We start from the raw sequence: 15,323 nt of genomic DNA, 5'->3' as shown, positions 1-15,323 counted from the left end.
GGCTACGCCCGGCTTCCGCTTCCCCCAAAATCACCACCTGCAATGTCGCGCTGTTTCACCAGCGGTGTCGCTGCACACAAGACCAGCATCATGACCGAGCTTGCCTGCCGCGGCTTCCACACTGTGTCCGAATCCGGCCGCACGATCATCCGCGAGGAATTGCAGCGCGGCGGAGACGCCCTCCCCTGGGCCGATCGCCTTGCCTATGCCGAACGGATGCTGGAGCGGGACCTGCGCGCCTACAGCGTCGCACAGGCACTCTCAGGCCCCGTGACCTTCGACCGCGGCATCCCTGATATCTTGGGCTACCTGACCCTCTGCGGCCTCCCCGCGCCGCCCCACGTCGCCGCAGCAGCCAAGGCAGCCTGCTACAACGCCCGCGTCTTCCTGACACCTTACTGGGACGAGATCTTCACACAGGACACCGAACGCACGCAGACTCGCGCCGAAGCCGAAGCGACCTGTGCCGTCATGCGCGAGACCTACACCACCCTCGGATACAAAATCACGGAACTGCCGCGTGCCGACATTGCAACACGCGCCGACTTTGTCTGTAAGCAACTGGCGAATTGACCGTCTTCTCTAGATGCCGTGGCGAAACTGCTGAAGCAGACAAACCGCATGGCCCCTCCGGCCTCCCGATGCCTGACACTCACGGCCCAGACCGGCCGTTCGCCATGATATTCATCGCTGCAACACAGTATCCCCGAAACGGTCATCCGTGGCATCGCGCAGCATGGCCTCGCAACCCAAGTTCAGCGTTGCGTACCCTCCTGCCATTCGCTGCAGGTGCTCGCTTTACGCCGCACTTGCGAGATTTCGCGGAATGACTGAAGGATAGTGGACCTACCCGCGCCTTGGCACCGATTGCGCCCTGTGGGTGAAAGCGGGCTTCGCGATGCAGGTAAAGTTGAAGCAGAGAGACAAGTCCTACTCACCAGCGCGTTGCCAATTCGAAGCAGGCTCAAAGAACCGCAGCAAGATATAGACATCCCGCAGCAGCCTGCGGGATGTCCGAAGCTTAGGCGCTTACAGAGCCCCTTGGTTCATCTCGCTCGCAATATGCTCGGCCTGACGTATCGCGAGCGCCACGATTGTGAGCGTCGGGTTTTCTGCCGCGCCAGTGGTAAACTGCGATCCGTCCGAGACGAAGAGATTCGGCACGTCATGGGCCCGCCCGTTGCGGTTCACGACACCATCCTCTGCCCGCTCCGACATGCGGTTTGTCCCGAGGTTATGCGTCGAGGGATAGGGCGGCGTCGGAAGCGTCCGGGTCGCGCCCACCGCATCGTAGATTGCAGCACCCTGCTTATAGGCGTGGTCGCGCATGGCTACGTCGTTCGGATGATCGCTGTAATGCACGTTCGCGACCTTGAGGCCGAACTGATCTTCGACATCCGAGAGCGTAACGCGGTTGCTTTCCTGCGGCATGTCTTCGCCGACAATCCACATGCCTGCCATGTTCTCATAGCTGTCGAGAGCGGTCGTAAACTCGCGTCCCCATGCACCAGGATTTAGGAAGGCTGCCATAAACGGCAAACCAAGTGACAGCGTCTCGAGTTCGTAGCCCCCGACGAAACCGCGCGAGGGATCGTGGCGCGCCTCGTCTTGCACGATACCCGCCATGGTCGTTCCACGATACATGTGCACAGGCTTTTCGAAGATGCCGTAAACTGAGCCCGTCAGATGCCGCATGTAGTTCTTGCCGACCATACCCGAGCTGTTGGCGAGCCCGTCGGGGAACATTGAGGAGTGCGAGTTGAGCAGAAGGCGTGGGCTTTCGAACGAGTTGCCCGCAACGCAGACGACCCGTGCTCGCTGCATCTGCAGATCGCCTGCTGCGTCGAAATACTCGACGCCAGTCACGCGGCCCTGATCATTGTGCAGGATGCGCGCAACGTGCGCTTTCTCGCGGACTTCGAGATTACCGGTTGCCTCGCCGGCAGGGATGTCGGTGTAGGCGGCCGACCACTTGGCGCCCCATTTGCAGCCTTGAAAGCAGAAGCCGGTCTGCTGGCACGCCATGCGGCCATCGCGCTCCTGACTGTTGATCGCCATGCGGCCGGTGTGGACTTCCTTGTAGCCGAGTTTTTTGGCGCCAGCCTCGAAGACCTTGTAGTTATTGCAGCCCGGCAGACCGGGGATGCCATTGGTCCGCGTTACGCCCAGCTTGTCCTCGGCGCGGGCGTAAAACGTGTCCATCTCGTCGGCGTCAATCGGCCAGTCGAGAAGGTTCGCGCCCTCCACCTCGCCGTAGGTCGTGAGGGCTTTCCACTCGTGCGTTTGAAAGCGGATCGACGCGCCCGCCCAGTGTGTAGTGGTGCCACCGACTGCCTTAACGATCCAAGCGGGCAGATTCGAGAAGTCTCTGGAGACGCGCCAGTCTCCGCTGGTGGTGCGGGTGTCGGTCCAAGCCAGCTGGCCGAAGCTCTCCCACTCGTCGTTAACGTAATCATCGGGCAGATAGCGTCCGCCGGCTTCGAGCGCGACGACGCTCACCCCCTTCTGGGCGAGCTCGTTGGCGAGGACGCCACCACCCGCGCCAGTGCCTATGATGACGACCACGTTGTCGTCGGTGAGTTCAAAAGGTGCAGCCATATCAGTACCCTCCCCGCCTCAAATCCAAGTGATGTCGTCGAAGCCACGATACATGTAGCCGCCCTGCGAGTAGGACTCGCCCTCGTAGCCGAAGATCGGCCAAACTGCTTTCTGGTTGTAGAGGCCGGTGACGAGCCCGCCGCGCACCCGCTGGAAAAACTCGGTGTCCTCGATGCCGCGCAGGATTGCGACGCGGTCGGCCTCCCACCCGGTGCCGAGGTAGCTGTCGAATCCTGCAGCCCGAGATGCGTCCTCAAGCATGTCGATGCCGCTCTGGGCGAAGTCGACTTCCTCGGGGGCATCGTACCCCTTAACGGCCGCCGCATAGTATTGGTCCCCGACCTTGTCGTGGGGGTAGATGTCCCGCGCCATCTGTACGAGCGTCGCGAAGCTCTCAGGCTTCATCGCGTCCATCTCGGCAGCCCAGGCCGCGTCGCGGCCGGCGACGAAACCCGAACCGACGAAGAGCCCGGCGCCCGCCGCGACGCCTCGCGACAGAAGCTGGCGGCGCGTCAGTGTCTTTAGAGACTGTGTCTCAATCATATTGAGTTCTCCTCCCTTGGATGATGTTCGGCCCCTTGCGGCTCCTCTTCCGCGTATAAACCGGGACGTTCTTACGTCATTTGAAGCGCCCGCTGCGCTCCAGCACTTCGATCTGATAGCCGTCGGGGTCGGCCACAAAGAAAAACCGGCCAATCAGCGTCCCACCCGGGGCGAACTCCACGAGTTTGCGCGGTGCGAGCCCCTTGCGTTCGAAGCGCGCGTGCTCGGCGTCAAGATCTTCCACCGACACTGCAAGATGGCCGTATCCGTCTCCAAGGTCGTAGGGTTCGGTTCGGCCCTTGTTGACCGTGAACTCGACCTCGAAGTCTGATTCCGCGTTCGACATGTAGACGAGCGTAAAGTCGTCGAAGTCGAGCCGGTCCACGACCTTAAGGCCAAAGGCATGGTTGTAGAATTCGACCGACCGCTCCTCGTCGAGGACCCTAATCATACTGTGTATGGCCTTCGCCATGCTTCCTCCTGTAGCAAGATAGACTTACAGGATAAGCAGCGTCGGCGGGGTCAGGGGTAGTAGACGCCTACTACAGGGTTACGCCATTGGTCGTATGTCACTCCGCCGCGACTGCTGCGCCGGAGAGCGATACTTGGCCGAGATGGATCAGGCAGGTCGTGCGAAGTAGCGAGGAGAAGTTCACAGGTTCGCCGCGCAGCTCCAAAACCTCGGCATGTAGCGTTGAGAGGAAGCAGGGCGTCGAAACACCTTCGCCAGCGGCGATCTCATCGAGGGTATCCCAGAACGCATTTTCGAGCCTGATGCTGGTGCTCTGTCCATTGATACGCAACCGTCGAGTGGTTGATGCGTACCGTTCAGGATCTTGTCCCGCAAAGACCTGACACATGGTGGATCCCCCATTGTTCGCTTTGAGCAAGCAAGCGTCTCGACATCTTTAATCGTAAAGTTCCCACGACGGTGACGAATCGTCAATTGCGTCCGTACGAACCGTCACCATGAACGCTTTCAAAGCTACGTGAAAAAGTCGGCGCGGAACCTGAACAGTAAACAAGGCGGCGCTTGAGAGCCGTTTCCATTGAACGTTCAGTCCTGGAACATGACGAACCAGCAACAGCGCGCCCAATTACCAGCGTTTCTGGGTCGGCCGAGGTCCGCGTCCTTAGATTCGGGCGCGAAATCGATCGCACCGGCATTTATCAGTCTGGGCTCAGAGCCGCCTTGCATTCGTGTAGCGATATGCTTGGTTTCCTGCCGTTATGAACGTCGGCTCTCGCTTTTCCGGCACGATCGCATCGCACCCGCGGCGAATGGCGGCTTCCCGCCCGACACAGCTTGAGTGATTAATGTGCAGTCAGGCCAACTATTGAGCGAGCATGGTCCTCAATGCCCAACGCATGAGCCCACTGTCCTCGCTGTCTTAAAGTTAATCCCGATGAAGAAGGGTTTGAAGGATTAAATGGTCGAAGGTGACCAGTCCGCTTCAAACGCGAAGCCGGTTGGCCCAAAATCTTGGAAAGAATTCGCTGATCAGCGAAGTACAGACCAGAATTCGAAATTGGCCGTAAAACCGTCTTTCGCTCGTGGCGACCATGAGAACGATTTACTTTGGGAGGCAGCCGAACAAGCAAAATGTAGGACGCCCCGAGAGATGCCGCTATGTAGCTCCCAAGAGAATGATCAAAATCCACTTTCCATGGCACGTCTTGAAAAAATCGCAACGCGACTGAACGGTACCCGCCATAATTCGGACGAACATAAAGGAGCCAATGGCCATTCCACTCCATCACAATCGCATTTTCAGGATTAAATCGACCAATTTTGTGCATCTGAACGTTAGGCAACGAACGCAGATCGGAAAGACATTTGGCGGCAACTGGCAATTGCTCAAAGGGCAGATGAGCGGTCTTTGACCCCAAGTAACGGTAAGTGCCAGGGGAGGTTATCTTTATTAAACTTACCATATCTTCATCCGGCATCTAATGGCATATGCGCTAGACTCAAGTCACTTGATCAAGGCCGCACCTTGGTCCTCATACGGGTATCTACTGAAAATTCTTTCGCAGATCTGCGTCCTGCGCTGAGCGGACGTTTGTGCCGGCGGCAGTGAATGTCGGCTATCAATGCGCCGCATCCTGCCTCGACAGCGTGCGATAGACGGTTGGCCGTGAGACAGAAAAGAGCTCGGCCAAGTCCGACACCGAATACTCCCCTGTTGAGTGCATCCGTGTCAACTCTTCGGCTTGTCGGGCGGAGAGCTTTGGCTTCTTGCCCCTCAGCTTTCCTTTGGCCCGGGCTACCGCCATGCCTTCGCGTGTGCGTAGCCGGATTAGGTCTGCTTCGAACTCGGCGAAGGTCGCCAACACGTTGAAAAACATCCGTCCCATCGGATCGGCTGGGTCGTAGACCGTGCTTCCTAGCGCGAGCCGCACCCCGCGCTCGGCTAGTCCGTCGGCGATGTCTCGCGCGTCTGGCACCGAGCGGGCCAGCCGGTCAAGTTTGGGCACCACGAGCGTGTCGCCCGCGCGCACGGCGGCCAGCGCCTGGGCAAGCCCGGGCCGGTCGCGGTTGCGGCCGGTCAGCCCATGGTCGGTGTAAATTCGTTCAGAGGCGACACCAAGGATTTCCAGCGCCGCGCGCTGCGCGGCGAGATCCTGAGCGTCGGTGGAGCAGCGGGCATAGCCAATGCGGAGATTTGTCATGAGGCAAGCGTAACGCAAGAGCACCCTTCAGCGATAAACAGATCGTACCACCCTGTCGTGACATAGTTTTCCCGACAGAAGAAGGGGCAAGAGGCGAAATCAAAAACGTCCGTTGAACGATCCCCTTACGGACGCGAGTAAGCCGATTAACGGGACAGCACGTCCATGCCTCGACTGCGACACGTCTAGCGGAAAGGGCGAAGAGCCGACGTTCGCTGCAGGTGTGAACGCACCCCGAACACACCTCGGAAGTGGACATGCCGCCAGAAACACCCCAACGGCTTCTGGGGGGCCTCTGGGAGCAGTAAGCCATCGTTGCGCCAGCGAGCGCCAAAGCGCCCCACAGCCGAAACGGGTCTTCAGTCGGCTCTGCATCTGCGGCCAAGATAGCCAGAGCAATCTGCGACAGGCGGCGTCCATGTATGCCGCTCCGGTGCCTCGAAATCAACTGGAGCGGACTGTATCCTTGATGTTAAAGGGGAAACAGCGAACGATCAGTGGTGTTCAGCCACAGGGATCCTCAACCAAACATTTCTTGAACGACTATCTGAGTGGAGCTGTGAGTGATATATGTGACGATTGATGGCGATGATATTGGGAGGAAGCTTGCAAGCTGCTATCTTTCCAACCGTGTAGAGGCACTTAGGGCGACCAAGAACTTGGTGGATCGCAAGACGCAAGAGATTTCTGAATTACTCTCAAGCATGGGATATGAGGTGTTCTTCTGCGCAGCAGATGGGATCTCCGGGGCCCTAAGCGCTGATGAAATCGATATGGAATCGCTTTATCAAAGAATTGAGGATATTTCTGGAGACGAGCTCACATTCTCCGTCGGCGTGGGAAATTCTCTACGAGAGTCTTATGTAGCGCTTCTGTATGCAAAGAGCTCGGGCAAGGCTCAGATTTGCGGCTTCGAATCGATTGGCGGCCATGTTTAGAATTATCAACTTCACCTACCTTCTTCGCTATGTAGCAATCGCCACCACAGCTCTAAGTGTTTTTGCGTACCTGGGTGCCGAGAAAGTGATGCAAAGCGACATTCCGATAGTTCGGCTATTATCGGTTGCGCCTTGGGTGGTGTTGGTTGTCATCCTCACAATGACAACAAATTTCATATCGAGGCCGATCTGGAGGCTGCTAAAAAGGCTCAATCCATCCTTGTACCCGGACCTAAATGGAACTTGGGAGGGGGAGATTATCCTTGAAGATGGAAAGGCAATACCGGCGAGAGCAGTAATTCGGCAGAATCTCGTTCAGGCGCAAATCGATCTACACACAAAGACATCAAAATCCCTGACTCTCGAAACCACGCCGGTGATTGAGGCGGGGCAGTGCAAGATATATTATACTTATCGCTCCCAGCCTTCGAACGTGAAGTGGCCATCTTATACAGGCTCCACGATCCTAGATGTGCGCAACTCGGCTCTCAAAAATGCGAAGCCCCTTGAACTATCGGGGTACTACTTCACCGACAGGAAGACGTGCGGCCGAATAAGTTTGAAGCAGACCTCGACCAAGACGGATGTTGAGGTGTCCTACTACTAGCGTGATCTACCGGGAGGGCTGCAGACTCTCTTTATGTGTGAGGGACCAGCAGGGGCCGCTCCAAGCGGATATTCCGCCAGGCTCACGTCGTCGGGCTCGGCGCGACCTACATATTGGGCGAGAGAGGTCGTTCGCTGTGCCACGAACAATCGGAGGAGATACGCAATAGAGTCGACCCTCATCTATTGAGTATCGATCCATAACATGACTTTGCTCATAACATCGTCATCTGTACACTTAGCGCCGAAATCCATCTCAAGAAGGGTTGTAACCTTTCTGGAAAGGACCGATTTGTTCGCCCTCATCGTGGGATTAGCGGCGAGAACTTCTTGGTAAACCATCGGGGCAATATGATCAAATTTGACTAGAGATGAGTATGCCTTGTCGAGTTCATCGACAACGATTCTTAGAAAGTGAATCAACGCAGAAACTCGCCCTGCGAGAAGAATTTCCTTAGAGTCTGTATCCACAAATGAATGGAAGATGTCGTCGCTTTGGTGTCCACTCCAGAATGCGTTCAAAGAACCCCCTTCGGCTTTCGCATACAATGCGAAGTCCCTTCGAAAATCGCCTCGACCGTGACTCAGTGAGTTTCTCATTGGGCGGAAGTATTTTAGAGTCTTTAGTAGCGCATCCTTATTTTCTAACTCGCCAATCTTGAGAGCATCAAAGGATAGGCGAACCCACTCTTCGATGGCAAGTTTATTCTTCTGCGGAACATCGAGACCGCAGTTCTTCACGATAAATCCATGCACATCATCAATATAATCGGAAGCATATTCGAAAGCTGATATTAGAAAGAGTGCAAGATGCAGATGCCTTCGCTGCTGGTGGAAATCCCTCAATTTTGTAAGGCTGTAATCTAACCTGTGCGCACCCTGATAGGAAGGAAGGAGGTCTCGTGTGGTTAGATTCTGGCCCAAGGAGTTCTTAGGCCCCTCAAGAAAGCCATCGAATACGAACGAAATCATATCCAACAACCAAACCTGATCATTAGCTTCCCTAAGCTTTTCCTTAAATGTCCGGCCTACTCTGGTTCGATTTATCTTCATCAGCTTCCACTCACTGTTTCATCACTAATTCTAGGATCGTAACCAGGTGTACGAAGGAATGCAGCGCCTACCTCCTAAAAGGAGCACCTGCCATGGTCGAAGGAGAAAGGCTGTTATTAGCGGCCGCTCGTGTTCCAGTACAGGCGCAACGCCGCCATCGTCGTACGGAAGTCAGCCATGTTCCAACACACGTTCGTACCGTCTCGTATCAACCAGTGCAGGTCGTTGGCGCAGGCGAGTTGGGTCGGATCACAACCATCCAACCACGCCAAGCAATTCTCGACCGTCTGTTGATACGTCCAGCTGAAGTTTTGCATCGGCACGTTCCAGAGCATCCCCTCCAAGAAGTAGGAAGGGGCCACACCTTCGGCGATATAGTGAGCATCAATCATCGCGTTTCGCATGTTCTTGATCACGCGAACGCTCGGTTTGAAACGATTGGTCGTTGCCTGGTGCTTGATCGTGCAGTTCTCGATATGCTGCTTCGGGAAGTTGATGATCTTCTCGTTGTCAGTGGTCCAGAAGCAGATGCCGATGTGATAAGAGCTGTCGAAAATCGAGCGATACCGCGTGTACCGGCGGTGCTCGACACAGACCAACACGTCGGCGTCGCGCCGACTGTTGTTCCCAGGCACGAAGATCGCCTTCTTCCCTGCCTGCACCCCCGTGCCGTAGGTTTTCACCAACCAAGCCAGCACCTCAGCCTTGAACTCGTCGAAGCCGTAGGTGACCGCTCCGCCCTTGTTCGCACCATAAATCAGCGTGTCGGCGGCGTCCAACTGACTGATGTCGCTCTGGAACGCTTCGGTAAGGCAGATAACGATGTCGACGTCGCTCTCCGAGTAGACATTCGTGTCGTTGCCGTAAGAGCCTTGCAGAAACGCCTTGAAGCCTCGACCGGCAAAAGGAGCGTTCTTGTCCTCGAGCGCGCCCTTGATGGCATGGTATGTGGCCGCAGACTGCGCTTGAGCGCCGATGTGCGACCAAGTCTCGAGCTGGCCCTCTGAAATCGCCATGAATACTCCTTAACTCAATAGAATCGCGTGAATATCTTTCTCTAGTCGACCGAACGACTGCTGGCCTTGCTGACGGAGGATGTTCAGCTTCTTCAAGTTGTGCTCGAACATGTCCGTTGCCATCTCTGGTTTGTCGAAGGTGTCGCTTACTCTCACCGTCGGGGCGTTCGCGAAGAGCAGTTGCCGAAGCTGGTCCATCGATGCGGTGTTCACTTCGAGTGTCTTCTGAAGAAGCTGCACCAGCCAGAAACGGCGCTTGGTGCGTTCGATGAACGAATATCGCGGCTCTGGATACTGCCCGCAGCCGATGGTCAGGACGCGGCAATCGGCCGGCGCGAACTCGAGCGGCCCCACAGCGTCTGCAAGTGCGTAAAGCGCAGGGTTGTTCGCGACATACCCGCCGTCAAAGAGCTCAATCTCGTTGCCAGTGCTTGTGGTCACAGTCTTCCGTTCAAAGAATGGATAGGCGGAGCATGATGCTTCGACTGCGTCGGCGAGCTTGCACCCGAAGCCTGGAACGAACGTCGCCTTCCGACCATGTGCTTGTGTCTGACTGCTCTTGAAAATCATCGGCGTCTCAATCTGCCACTTGGTCGAGACGATGCCGAGGCCGGTGAGCACGCTGTCGAACCCCTCCTCCCTGAAGACGGTTTCACCAACCTCGCGGAGCCGCAGAGTGCGTTCCCTTGGCTTCCGTTCTCTCATGACCTTGGGGACATGCTCGCAGTAGAGCTTGTGGATTTCGCCAACGCTTCGCCCAGTCGCTAACAAAGTTGCGATGATAGAGCCTGTACTCGTGCCGAAGATGAGGTCGAACGTCTCATGGATGGGGCGAGGCAGCATCGCCTCCACTTCGGCAAGTACACCGAGGGTGTAGAAGCCCTTGGCACCTCCGCCATCGAGGCTCAGAATACGGCAAATCTTGTTTTCTTCGTTCATGATGAGCGCTCCAAGCTGCAGACGCCCGAGATCAAGATGCAAACGCCCGAGATATTGTGGTTTCTTGCGCCTATCCATGCAAGCGTTAGTGAATGATCGCCGAGCTATCCACACCATTCCAGAGACGAATGGATAGTATTCAGGTATTGCATCAAATAGCGATTTGATCAGATATTTCGGCGTGAGCATGCACGCTGTTGGAAGCCAAACCAACCACGTCCAAGCATTGGAGCTTCGCACCGTCAGCGAATGTCCGGAGTTCGGGCTGCAACTGCAGCATTTGCACTATGCACTGAGTGGCCGCTCTGGGCCGGGTGCGTTGGTCACCACGCGAGCAGCGCCCCTGCATGCCGCGTCTGTTTCCTGCCGCGCAGCGGTCGCATCAACCATAGTGCCGACCTCCAATTTTGCCGCCTGTTTGAAATCCGATAGGGCGAAGCGAAGATCGGTCGCGGTCCTCCAATGTTACGCGAAGCTTTGGCCATCATTCGATCAATCACACTCACGGCTGCATGGATGACCAATGACAATCCCTTTGGCACAGCCTAACCTGGCCACATGAATTCCTCTGATTGGTCCGACATAGAGAACGATGCAGTCGTGGCATCTTATTTCGAGATGCTCAGCGATGAGCTCTCGGGGCGAAGCTACAACAAGGCGGCTCAAAACCGTGCGCTGCAAGAGCAGACAGGACGGAGCCGAGGCTCGATCGAGTTCAAGCTATGCAATGTCTCGGCTGCATTTGTCGGGCTAGGCCTACCGATCATCAGGGGCTACCGTCCGCGGTTCAACTTCCAGATGTCGCTGGCAGAGGCTGCCTCGCGTTGGTTGGCGCTACACTCCGAGTGGGAGCTTGCCCTCCATCGCAAGGCGACAGCCGTGCTGGCAGAGCCACCGTCGCTCTTCGTAGGGACGGCACCTACGCTTCGCAACGCACCGCCACCCGAAGAGCTGGAGCAGATGCAGCGGGTCGCGCGGCACTTTGATGTTGCAGGACGCGACGAGCGCAATCGGGCATTGGGGCATACGGGCGAAGAGCGTGTTTTTCACCACGAGCGCCAGATGCTCAAACAGCATGATCGGGACGACCTGGCACGGCGTGTTCGCTGGGTCTCAAAGGAGGATGGCGACGGCGCGGGCTATGATATCGCGAGCTTCACCCCGGAGGGGCGCGAACGTCTGATCGAGGTAAAGACGACCAATGGGTGGGAGCGTACACCATTCCACATCTCACGGAACGAATTGGAGGTCGCCGCCGAGCGCCGCGACCACTGGTACTTGTTCCGGCTCTACGAATTCGCACGCGCCCCTCAGGCCTTCGAACTGAGACCGCCGCTCGACGCTCATGTCACGCTCACCGCCACCAACTTCCAGGCCAGTTTTCAATGACGCAAAGCCACCGCATTTTCGCCCGCACGATCGGTATTGATTATTCGGGCGCTGAGACCGCCGAAGCTAGCCTGAAGGGCTTGAGGGTCTATGAAACCTTCGGCGACAGCGAGGCGTGCGAAGTCTTGCCTCCACGGGGTCCCAAGAAATACTGGACCAGAAGGGGGCTGGCGGAGTGGCTACAGCAAGAGCTTGATGGTGCTCGTCCGACGATCGTCGGCATCGATCACGCTTTCTCTTTCCCAATGCGCTACTTCGAACGCCATGGATTGGAGCCGGATTGGCCAACCTTCCTCGACGATTTCTGCCGGCATTGGCCCACCGATCAACCTCACACCTATGTCGATTTCGTGCGGCACGGGAATGTCGGCAATGGTGGCGCGCGGACAGGTGAGCGGCGCTGGCGCCGACTGACGGAAGAAGCGACCGGTTCAGCCAAATCGGTGTTCCACTTCGATGTGCAAGGCGCTGTCGCCAAGTCGACCCATGCGGGCATACCTTGGTTGAAGCGCATCCGGGCTGCGCGCCCCGAGCTACACTTCTGGCCGTTCGATGGGTGGACCCCGGCTGCGGGCACGTCAGTGATCGCCGAGACCTACCCGAGGCTTTGGAGCTCCGCTTACCCCAAGGATGATCGAAGCCCGGACCAGCATGATGCCTATGTGATCGCACGCTGGCTACAGGAGGCTGATCAGCGCGGCGAGATCATTAATGCGCTGACGGCTCCGGAGCCTGAGCCGATTGCGGCTACGGGGCTAGTCGAGGGGTGGATCTTGGGAGCATCTTGGCCGCCACAGAAGATCAAGAGCGCACCACGCAAGAAGCGCACCGCTTCCGGGGGCAAAACGACAGAGCCTGGCTTCATTAATCGCAACCTGCAGGAGGTCGTGACGCGCACCGACCTGCCGGGAAACGACCACAATCAGATCACCTATATCTTGAGGTGCCAAAGCTGCGACCATCGGTACGGGGCAAACGGGTCTGATATTTTCCAGCGCCGTTGCCCCGTTTGTGGAGCCGGACGCCCGGGCCTCCCGATCAGCTAGGTGGCATCATGGCTTAAGCGCAGCTGGGCGATAACAGCGCGAATGTCCGCGACCACCTTCTCGACATGAAGCGATCGATGTCACGCTTGGGCGGTGGTGCTCGATTTTTCATCGAATTTCGCCAATCGACCGAACGAAGTCGGCTGTGAGCTCGTCGACATGTTAATTGTCAATATGATATTAGACATCCCATTGAAAACAAACAGGAATGATTCGCTCTCCCGGTTGACTTGCGAATCGCGAACCCACATGATTCGGGCATCCGTCAATTAGAATTGCCTAGGGTTCGCACATGGAAATTCGCGGCACAGCCGAGATCATCAAGTTTCGTCTGCGGACAGAGGCAGGCCTGACGATCAAAGAGCTTGCGGCCCATCTCGGGCGCAATCCTTCTACGATCAGCCTGGTCATTGGCGGTCAGCGGAAGAGCCTTCCGGTCATAACTGAAATCGCGCGCCTGCTTGGCGAGGACCCCGAGGAACTGGCTTCGCTTCTCGCCCAACCCGAAGGAGAAGCCTCAATGACCTAAACCATCGATCTCGATGAAAGAACAAAGGCCCCGCAGCGCGAAGCGTGCAGAGCCCTTGGTAGGTTGGTCCCTTCTTTCATCCCACCACACCAGCGAAAAGTCAACAGGCACGCGTGAGCGGCTTGCTCCTGCGTGTCCTCGCAATCCGGTGCCCAGTGGCCCGGAAACAGGGATGCTTTGCCATGAATATGCCAATCGAACGCAGTCTAAATGCCCCAGCCACGCCGGTAGGTCGCGACCTATCCGGGATGCCTGAAGCCTTCCGCAGGGCCTATGGCCCCATAGAAGTGTTTCCCGATGATCTAATGGGGGAAGTCATTCGCGAAGATTGCCCCGTGCTTGCTTACCGCGGTCAGCGTCGGATCAATCCAAGGTCGCGATCTTCATGCAGAATCTTCGCCGTGTATCCCGACCTCGAGACCGGCTTCCCACGTGTCTATGGCATGGACAGTGGAATTGAACACGGCAACTTGGTGGTCACGTTGATCAATCCGAGAGTTCGCAAAGTCCAGGAGCAATTCGGTCCGGTGAAGTTTCGCAAGCCGGACGGCACTAAGGGCACGCATTATTTCGACCTGCTGATCACCTACAAGACCGGACGCAGAGTTGCAGTTGCTGTGAAACCAACGTCTCGCCTGGCATCCGGTCGTTTTCTCGCCGAGTTGGAACAGATTAGGTGTGCCGTGGTGCCAGACATGGTGGATGAAGTCCGATTGGTTACGGAGCAGTGCTTTTCACGTACTGCAGCCGTGAATGCGGCGACCTATCTGCGGTTCTCTCTATGCCCGGATGCTGATGCTGACGCGCGCCTCGAAGAGACGGTGGCAAAACTCGACGGGGACCTGACCATCGCTGATCTGATTATCCTCAGTCGTACCGGCTCACGGGGTTTCCGTGCTGTGTACCGAGCCATCTTTGAACAGCGTTTGGGCTTGGTTAGCAGCGGAAGCATCAACCTTCACTCGATCGTTCGGAGGCCGCAATGACAATCCGAATGAACTTCGACAGGGTCACACGCTACTACATCAACTCGGTCCCATATTTCTTCCAGGAGGCCGACGACCAGCACGCGTTCTTCCGAAGAGATGACGGATCGGCCGCGGTCGAGCGTTTTACCTGGCCGACGTTGCATGAGATCGTGCAGCAACCAGAGTGGGGCTACGAGAAGCTGTCCAAAAGCGTGGACGAGGCGAAATCCCAGCCGGACCTTTATGCGTGCTTACAGACGTTGTCGAAGGCGAACCAAACACTCGTTTCCAACCGATGGTGTTTCTTCTGTGGAATCGACCGAAGATACATGGAAGGCGGCCTTATCCTGAAACCGCGTTCGGTTGCAGAACATTATCCTCAAATCAAGGCTTACGCCGCCGAAGAGTGGAAAGCCTTTCATGAGATTTATGGCAGCAAGTACTTCAGCTCCACCAGCAATGGCTTTGGCTTCGATGCATCCCCAACCAGCATTTTGAGATGGTACCGCGCGGTTAAAAAATCTGGAGGGCGGATGGATGCTCTTATTGACCGGCGCGGTAAGGCCTCCAAGCTCGATATTGATCAGGATAGTTACCTCTTCATCCAGCAGCACCTGAGAGAGTATCTGCTGAACCAGCGTCATACGGGGCGTGAGGTCGTTGAGAACACAATTCGCGCGGTGAGGTGCGAAAACGAGCGTCGTGGCGCCGCCGGACTCCCCCTTCTGCAGACACGAGGCAAGACCGCACTCTGGGAATGGCTACGACGGTTCGATCGCTTGGAGGTCGACGCTGGTCGCGAGGGCAGCGCGATCGCGAAGCGTAGATATCTCGGGGTTGGAAAGACCGACCTTCCCAGCCGACCGGGTCAGGGCTTTCAGGTCGACGAATGGGAAATCGATGCGCGCACAATCATTTTAAATGGGCCAATGCGTGAAGGCCTTGATCTGCGGCGCGACAAACAGGATGAGATTCCGCGTCAATCAGGATGAGACGCAGCGGCGTGTGACCGCTTCCGGCCGGGC

The 15,323-nt window shown here is 56.9% G+C and carries 16 protein-coding genes; 8 read left to right on the top strand and 8 right to left on the bottom strand.

The features are described 5' to 3' along the window. The first annotated feature begins 42 nt into the window (after window positions 1-42). On the top strand, window positions 43-573 hold the full coding sequence (locus G0D83_RS26070; protein ID WP_164197471.1) for an AAA family ATPase: 531 nt from the start codon (window positions 43-45) through the stop codon (window positions 571-573). A 456-nt stretch (window positions 574-1,029) separates the two neighbouring features. On the opposite strand, the gene G0D83_RS26065 is transcribed toward G0D83_RS26070, so the two are convergent. The 5 genes from G0D83_RS26065 to G0D83_RS26045 form a co-directional block, all read right to left on the bottom strand. Then, window positions 1,030-2,598, bottom strand: a complete 1,569-nt coding sequence (locus tag G0D83_RS26065) for a GMC family oxidoreductase (protein WP_164197470.1) — start codon at window positions 2,596-2,598, stop codon at window positions 1,030-1,032. A gap of 18 nt (window positions 2,599-2,616) precedes the next feature. Then, complete coding sequence (locus G0D83_RS26060) at window positions 2,617-3,141, bottom strand: Twin-arginine translocation pathway signal (protein ID WP_164197469.1); 525 nt, start codon at window positions 3,139-3,141, stop codon at window positions 2,617-2,619. Between the two features lie 76 nt (window positions 3,142-3,217). Next, complete coding sequence (locus G0D83_RS26055; protein WP_164197468.1) at window positions 3,218-3,613, bottom strand: VOC family protein; 396 nt, start codon at window positions 3,611-3,613, stop codon at window positions 3,218-3,220. Window positions 3,614-3,710: 97 nt separating this feature from the next. Beyond that, complete coding sequence (locus G0D83_RS26050) at window positions 3,711-4,001, bottom strand: ribbon-helix-helix domain-containing protein (RefSeq protein ID WP_164197473.1); 291 nt, start codon at window positions 3,999-4,001, stop codon at window positions 3,711-3,713. A gap of 1,231 nt (window positions 4,002-5,232) precedes the next feature. Beyond that, the gene (locus G0D83_RS26045) at window positions 5,233-5,814 is read right to left on the bottom strand and encodes a recombinase family protein (protein ID WP_164197467.1); all 582 of its coding nucleotides are present in this window, start codon (window positions 5,812-5,814) and stop codon (window positions 5,233-5,235) included. A gap of 563 nt (window positions 5,815-6,377) precedes the next feature. Here G0D83_RS26045 and G0D83_RS26040 point away from each other — a divergent pair. Both G0D83_RS26040 and G0D83_RS26035 read left to right on the top strand, forming a co-directional pair. Then, a complete protein-coding gene (locus G0D83_RS26040; RefSeq protein WP_164197466.1) occupies window positions 6,378-6,752 on the top strand; it encodes a mCpol domain-containing protein in 375 nt (124 codons plus the stop codon). Further along, a complete protein-coding gene (locus G0D83_RS26035; protein WP_164197465.1) occupies window positions 6,745-7,359 on the top strand; it encodes a hypothetical protein in 615 nt (204 codons plus the stop codon). The genes G0D83_RS26040 and G0D83_RS26035 overlap by 8 nt, the downstream gene beginning before the upstream one ends. Window positions 7,360-7,541: 182 nt before the next feature. Here G0D83_RS26035 and G0D83_RS26030 read toward each other — a convergent pair whose 3' ends face one another. The 3 genes from G0D83_RS26030 to G0D83_RS26020 all read right to left on the bottom strand — a co-directional run bounded on the left by G0D83_RS26030 (window position 7,542) and on the right by G0D83_RS26020 (window position 10,366). Continuing rightward, on the bottom strand, window positions 7,542-8,411 hold the full coding sequence (locus G0D83_RS26030) for a hypothetical protein (RefSeq protein WP_164197464.1): 870 nt from the start codon (window positions 8,409-8,411) through the stop codon (window positions 7,542-7,544). 116 nt (window positions 8,412-8,527) lie between these two features. Beyond that, window positions 8,528-9,427, bottom strand: coding sequence for a nucleotidyltransferase (locus tag G0D83_RS26025; protein ID WP_164197463.1), 900 nt, complete (start codon window positions 9,425-9,427; stop codon window positions 8,528-8,530). 9 nt (window positions 9,428-9,436) lie between these two features. Next, entirely contained in the window at window positions 9,437-10,366 is a 930-nt protein-coding gene (locus tag G0D83_RS26020; RefSeq protein ID WP_164197462.1) for a patatin-like phospholipase family protein, read from the bottom strand. A gap of 558 nt (window positions 10,367-10,924) precedes the next feature. Between G0D83_RS26020 and G0D83_RS26015 the strand changes: the two genes are divergently transcribed. The 5 genes from G0D83_RS26015 (at window position 10,925) to G0D83_RS25990 (ending at window position 15,290) form a co-directional block, all read left to right on the top strand. Continuing rightward, window positions 10,925-11,755, top strand: coding sequence for a DUF3883 domain-containing protein (locus G0D83_RS26015; protein WP_164197461.1), 831 nt, complete (start codon window positions 10,925-10,927; stop codon window positions 11,753-11,755). Further along, a complete protein-coding gene (locus G0D83_RS26010) occupies window positions 11,752-12,801 on the top strand; it encodes a hypothetical protein (RefSeq protein ID WP_203595663.1) in 1,050 nt (349 codons plus the stop codon). The genes G0D83_RS26015 and G0D83_RS26010 overlap by 4 nt, the downstream gene beginning before the upstream one ends. Window positions 12,802-13,093: 292 nt before the next feature. Continuing rightward, entirely contained in the window at window positions 13,094-13,330 is a 237-nt protein-coding gene (locus G0D83_RS26000) for a helix-turn-helix domain-containing protein (RefSeq protein WP_164197460.1), read from the top strand. A 182-nt stretch (window positions 13,331-13,512) separates the two neighbouring features. Continuing rightward, window positions 13,513-14,316, top strand: a complete 804-nt coding sequence (locus G0D83_RS25995; RefSeq protein ID WP_164197459.1) for a hypothetical protein — start codon at window positions 13,513-13,515, stop codon at window positions 14,314-14,316. Between the two features lie 8 nt (window positions 14,317-14,324). After that, a complete protein-coding gene (locus G0D83_RS25990; protein ID WP_164197458.1) occupies window positions 14,325-15,290 on the top strand; it encodes a hypothetical protein in 966 nt (321 codons plus the stop codon). Window positions 15,291-15,323 lie beyond the last annotated feature (33 nt).

Source organism: Salipiger sp. PrR003 (assembly GCF_010500785.1).
GTDB classification, from domain to species: domain Bacteria; phylum Pseudomonadota; class Alphaproteobacteria; order Rhodobacterales; family Rhodobacteraceae; genus Salipiger; species Salipiger pacificus_A.
The sequence above is the reverse complement of the archived record's forward strand: the minus strand, read 5'-3'. Positions and strand labels throughout refer to the sequence as shown.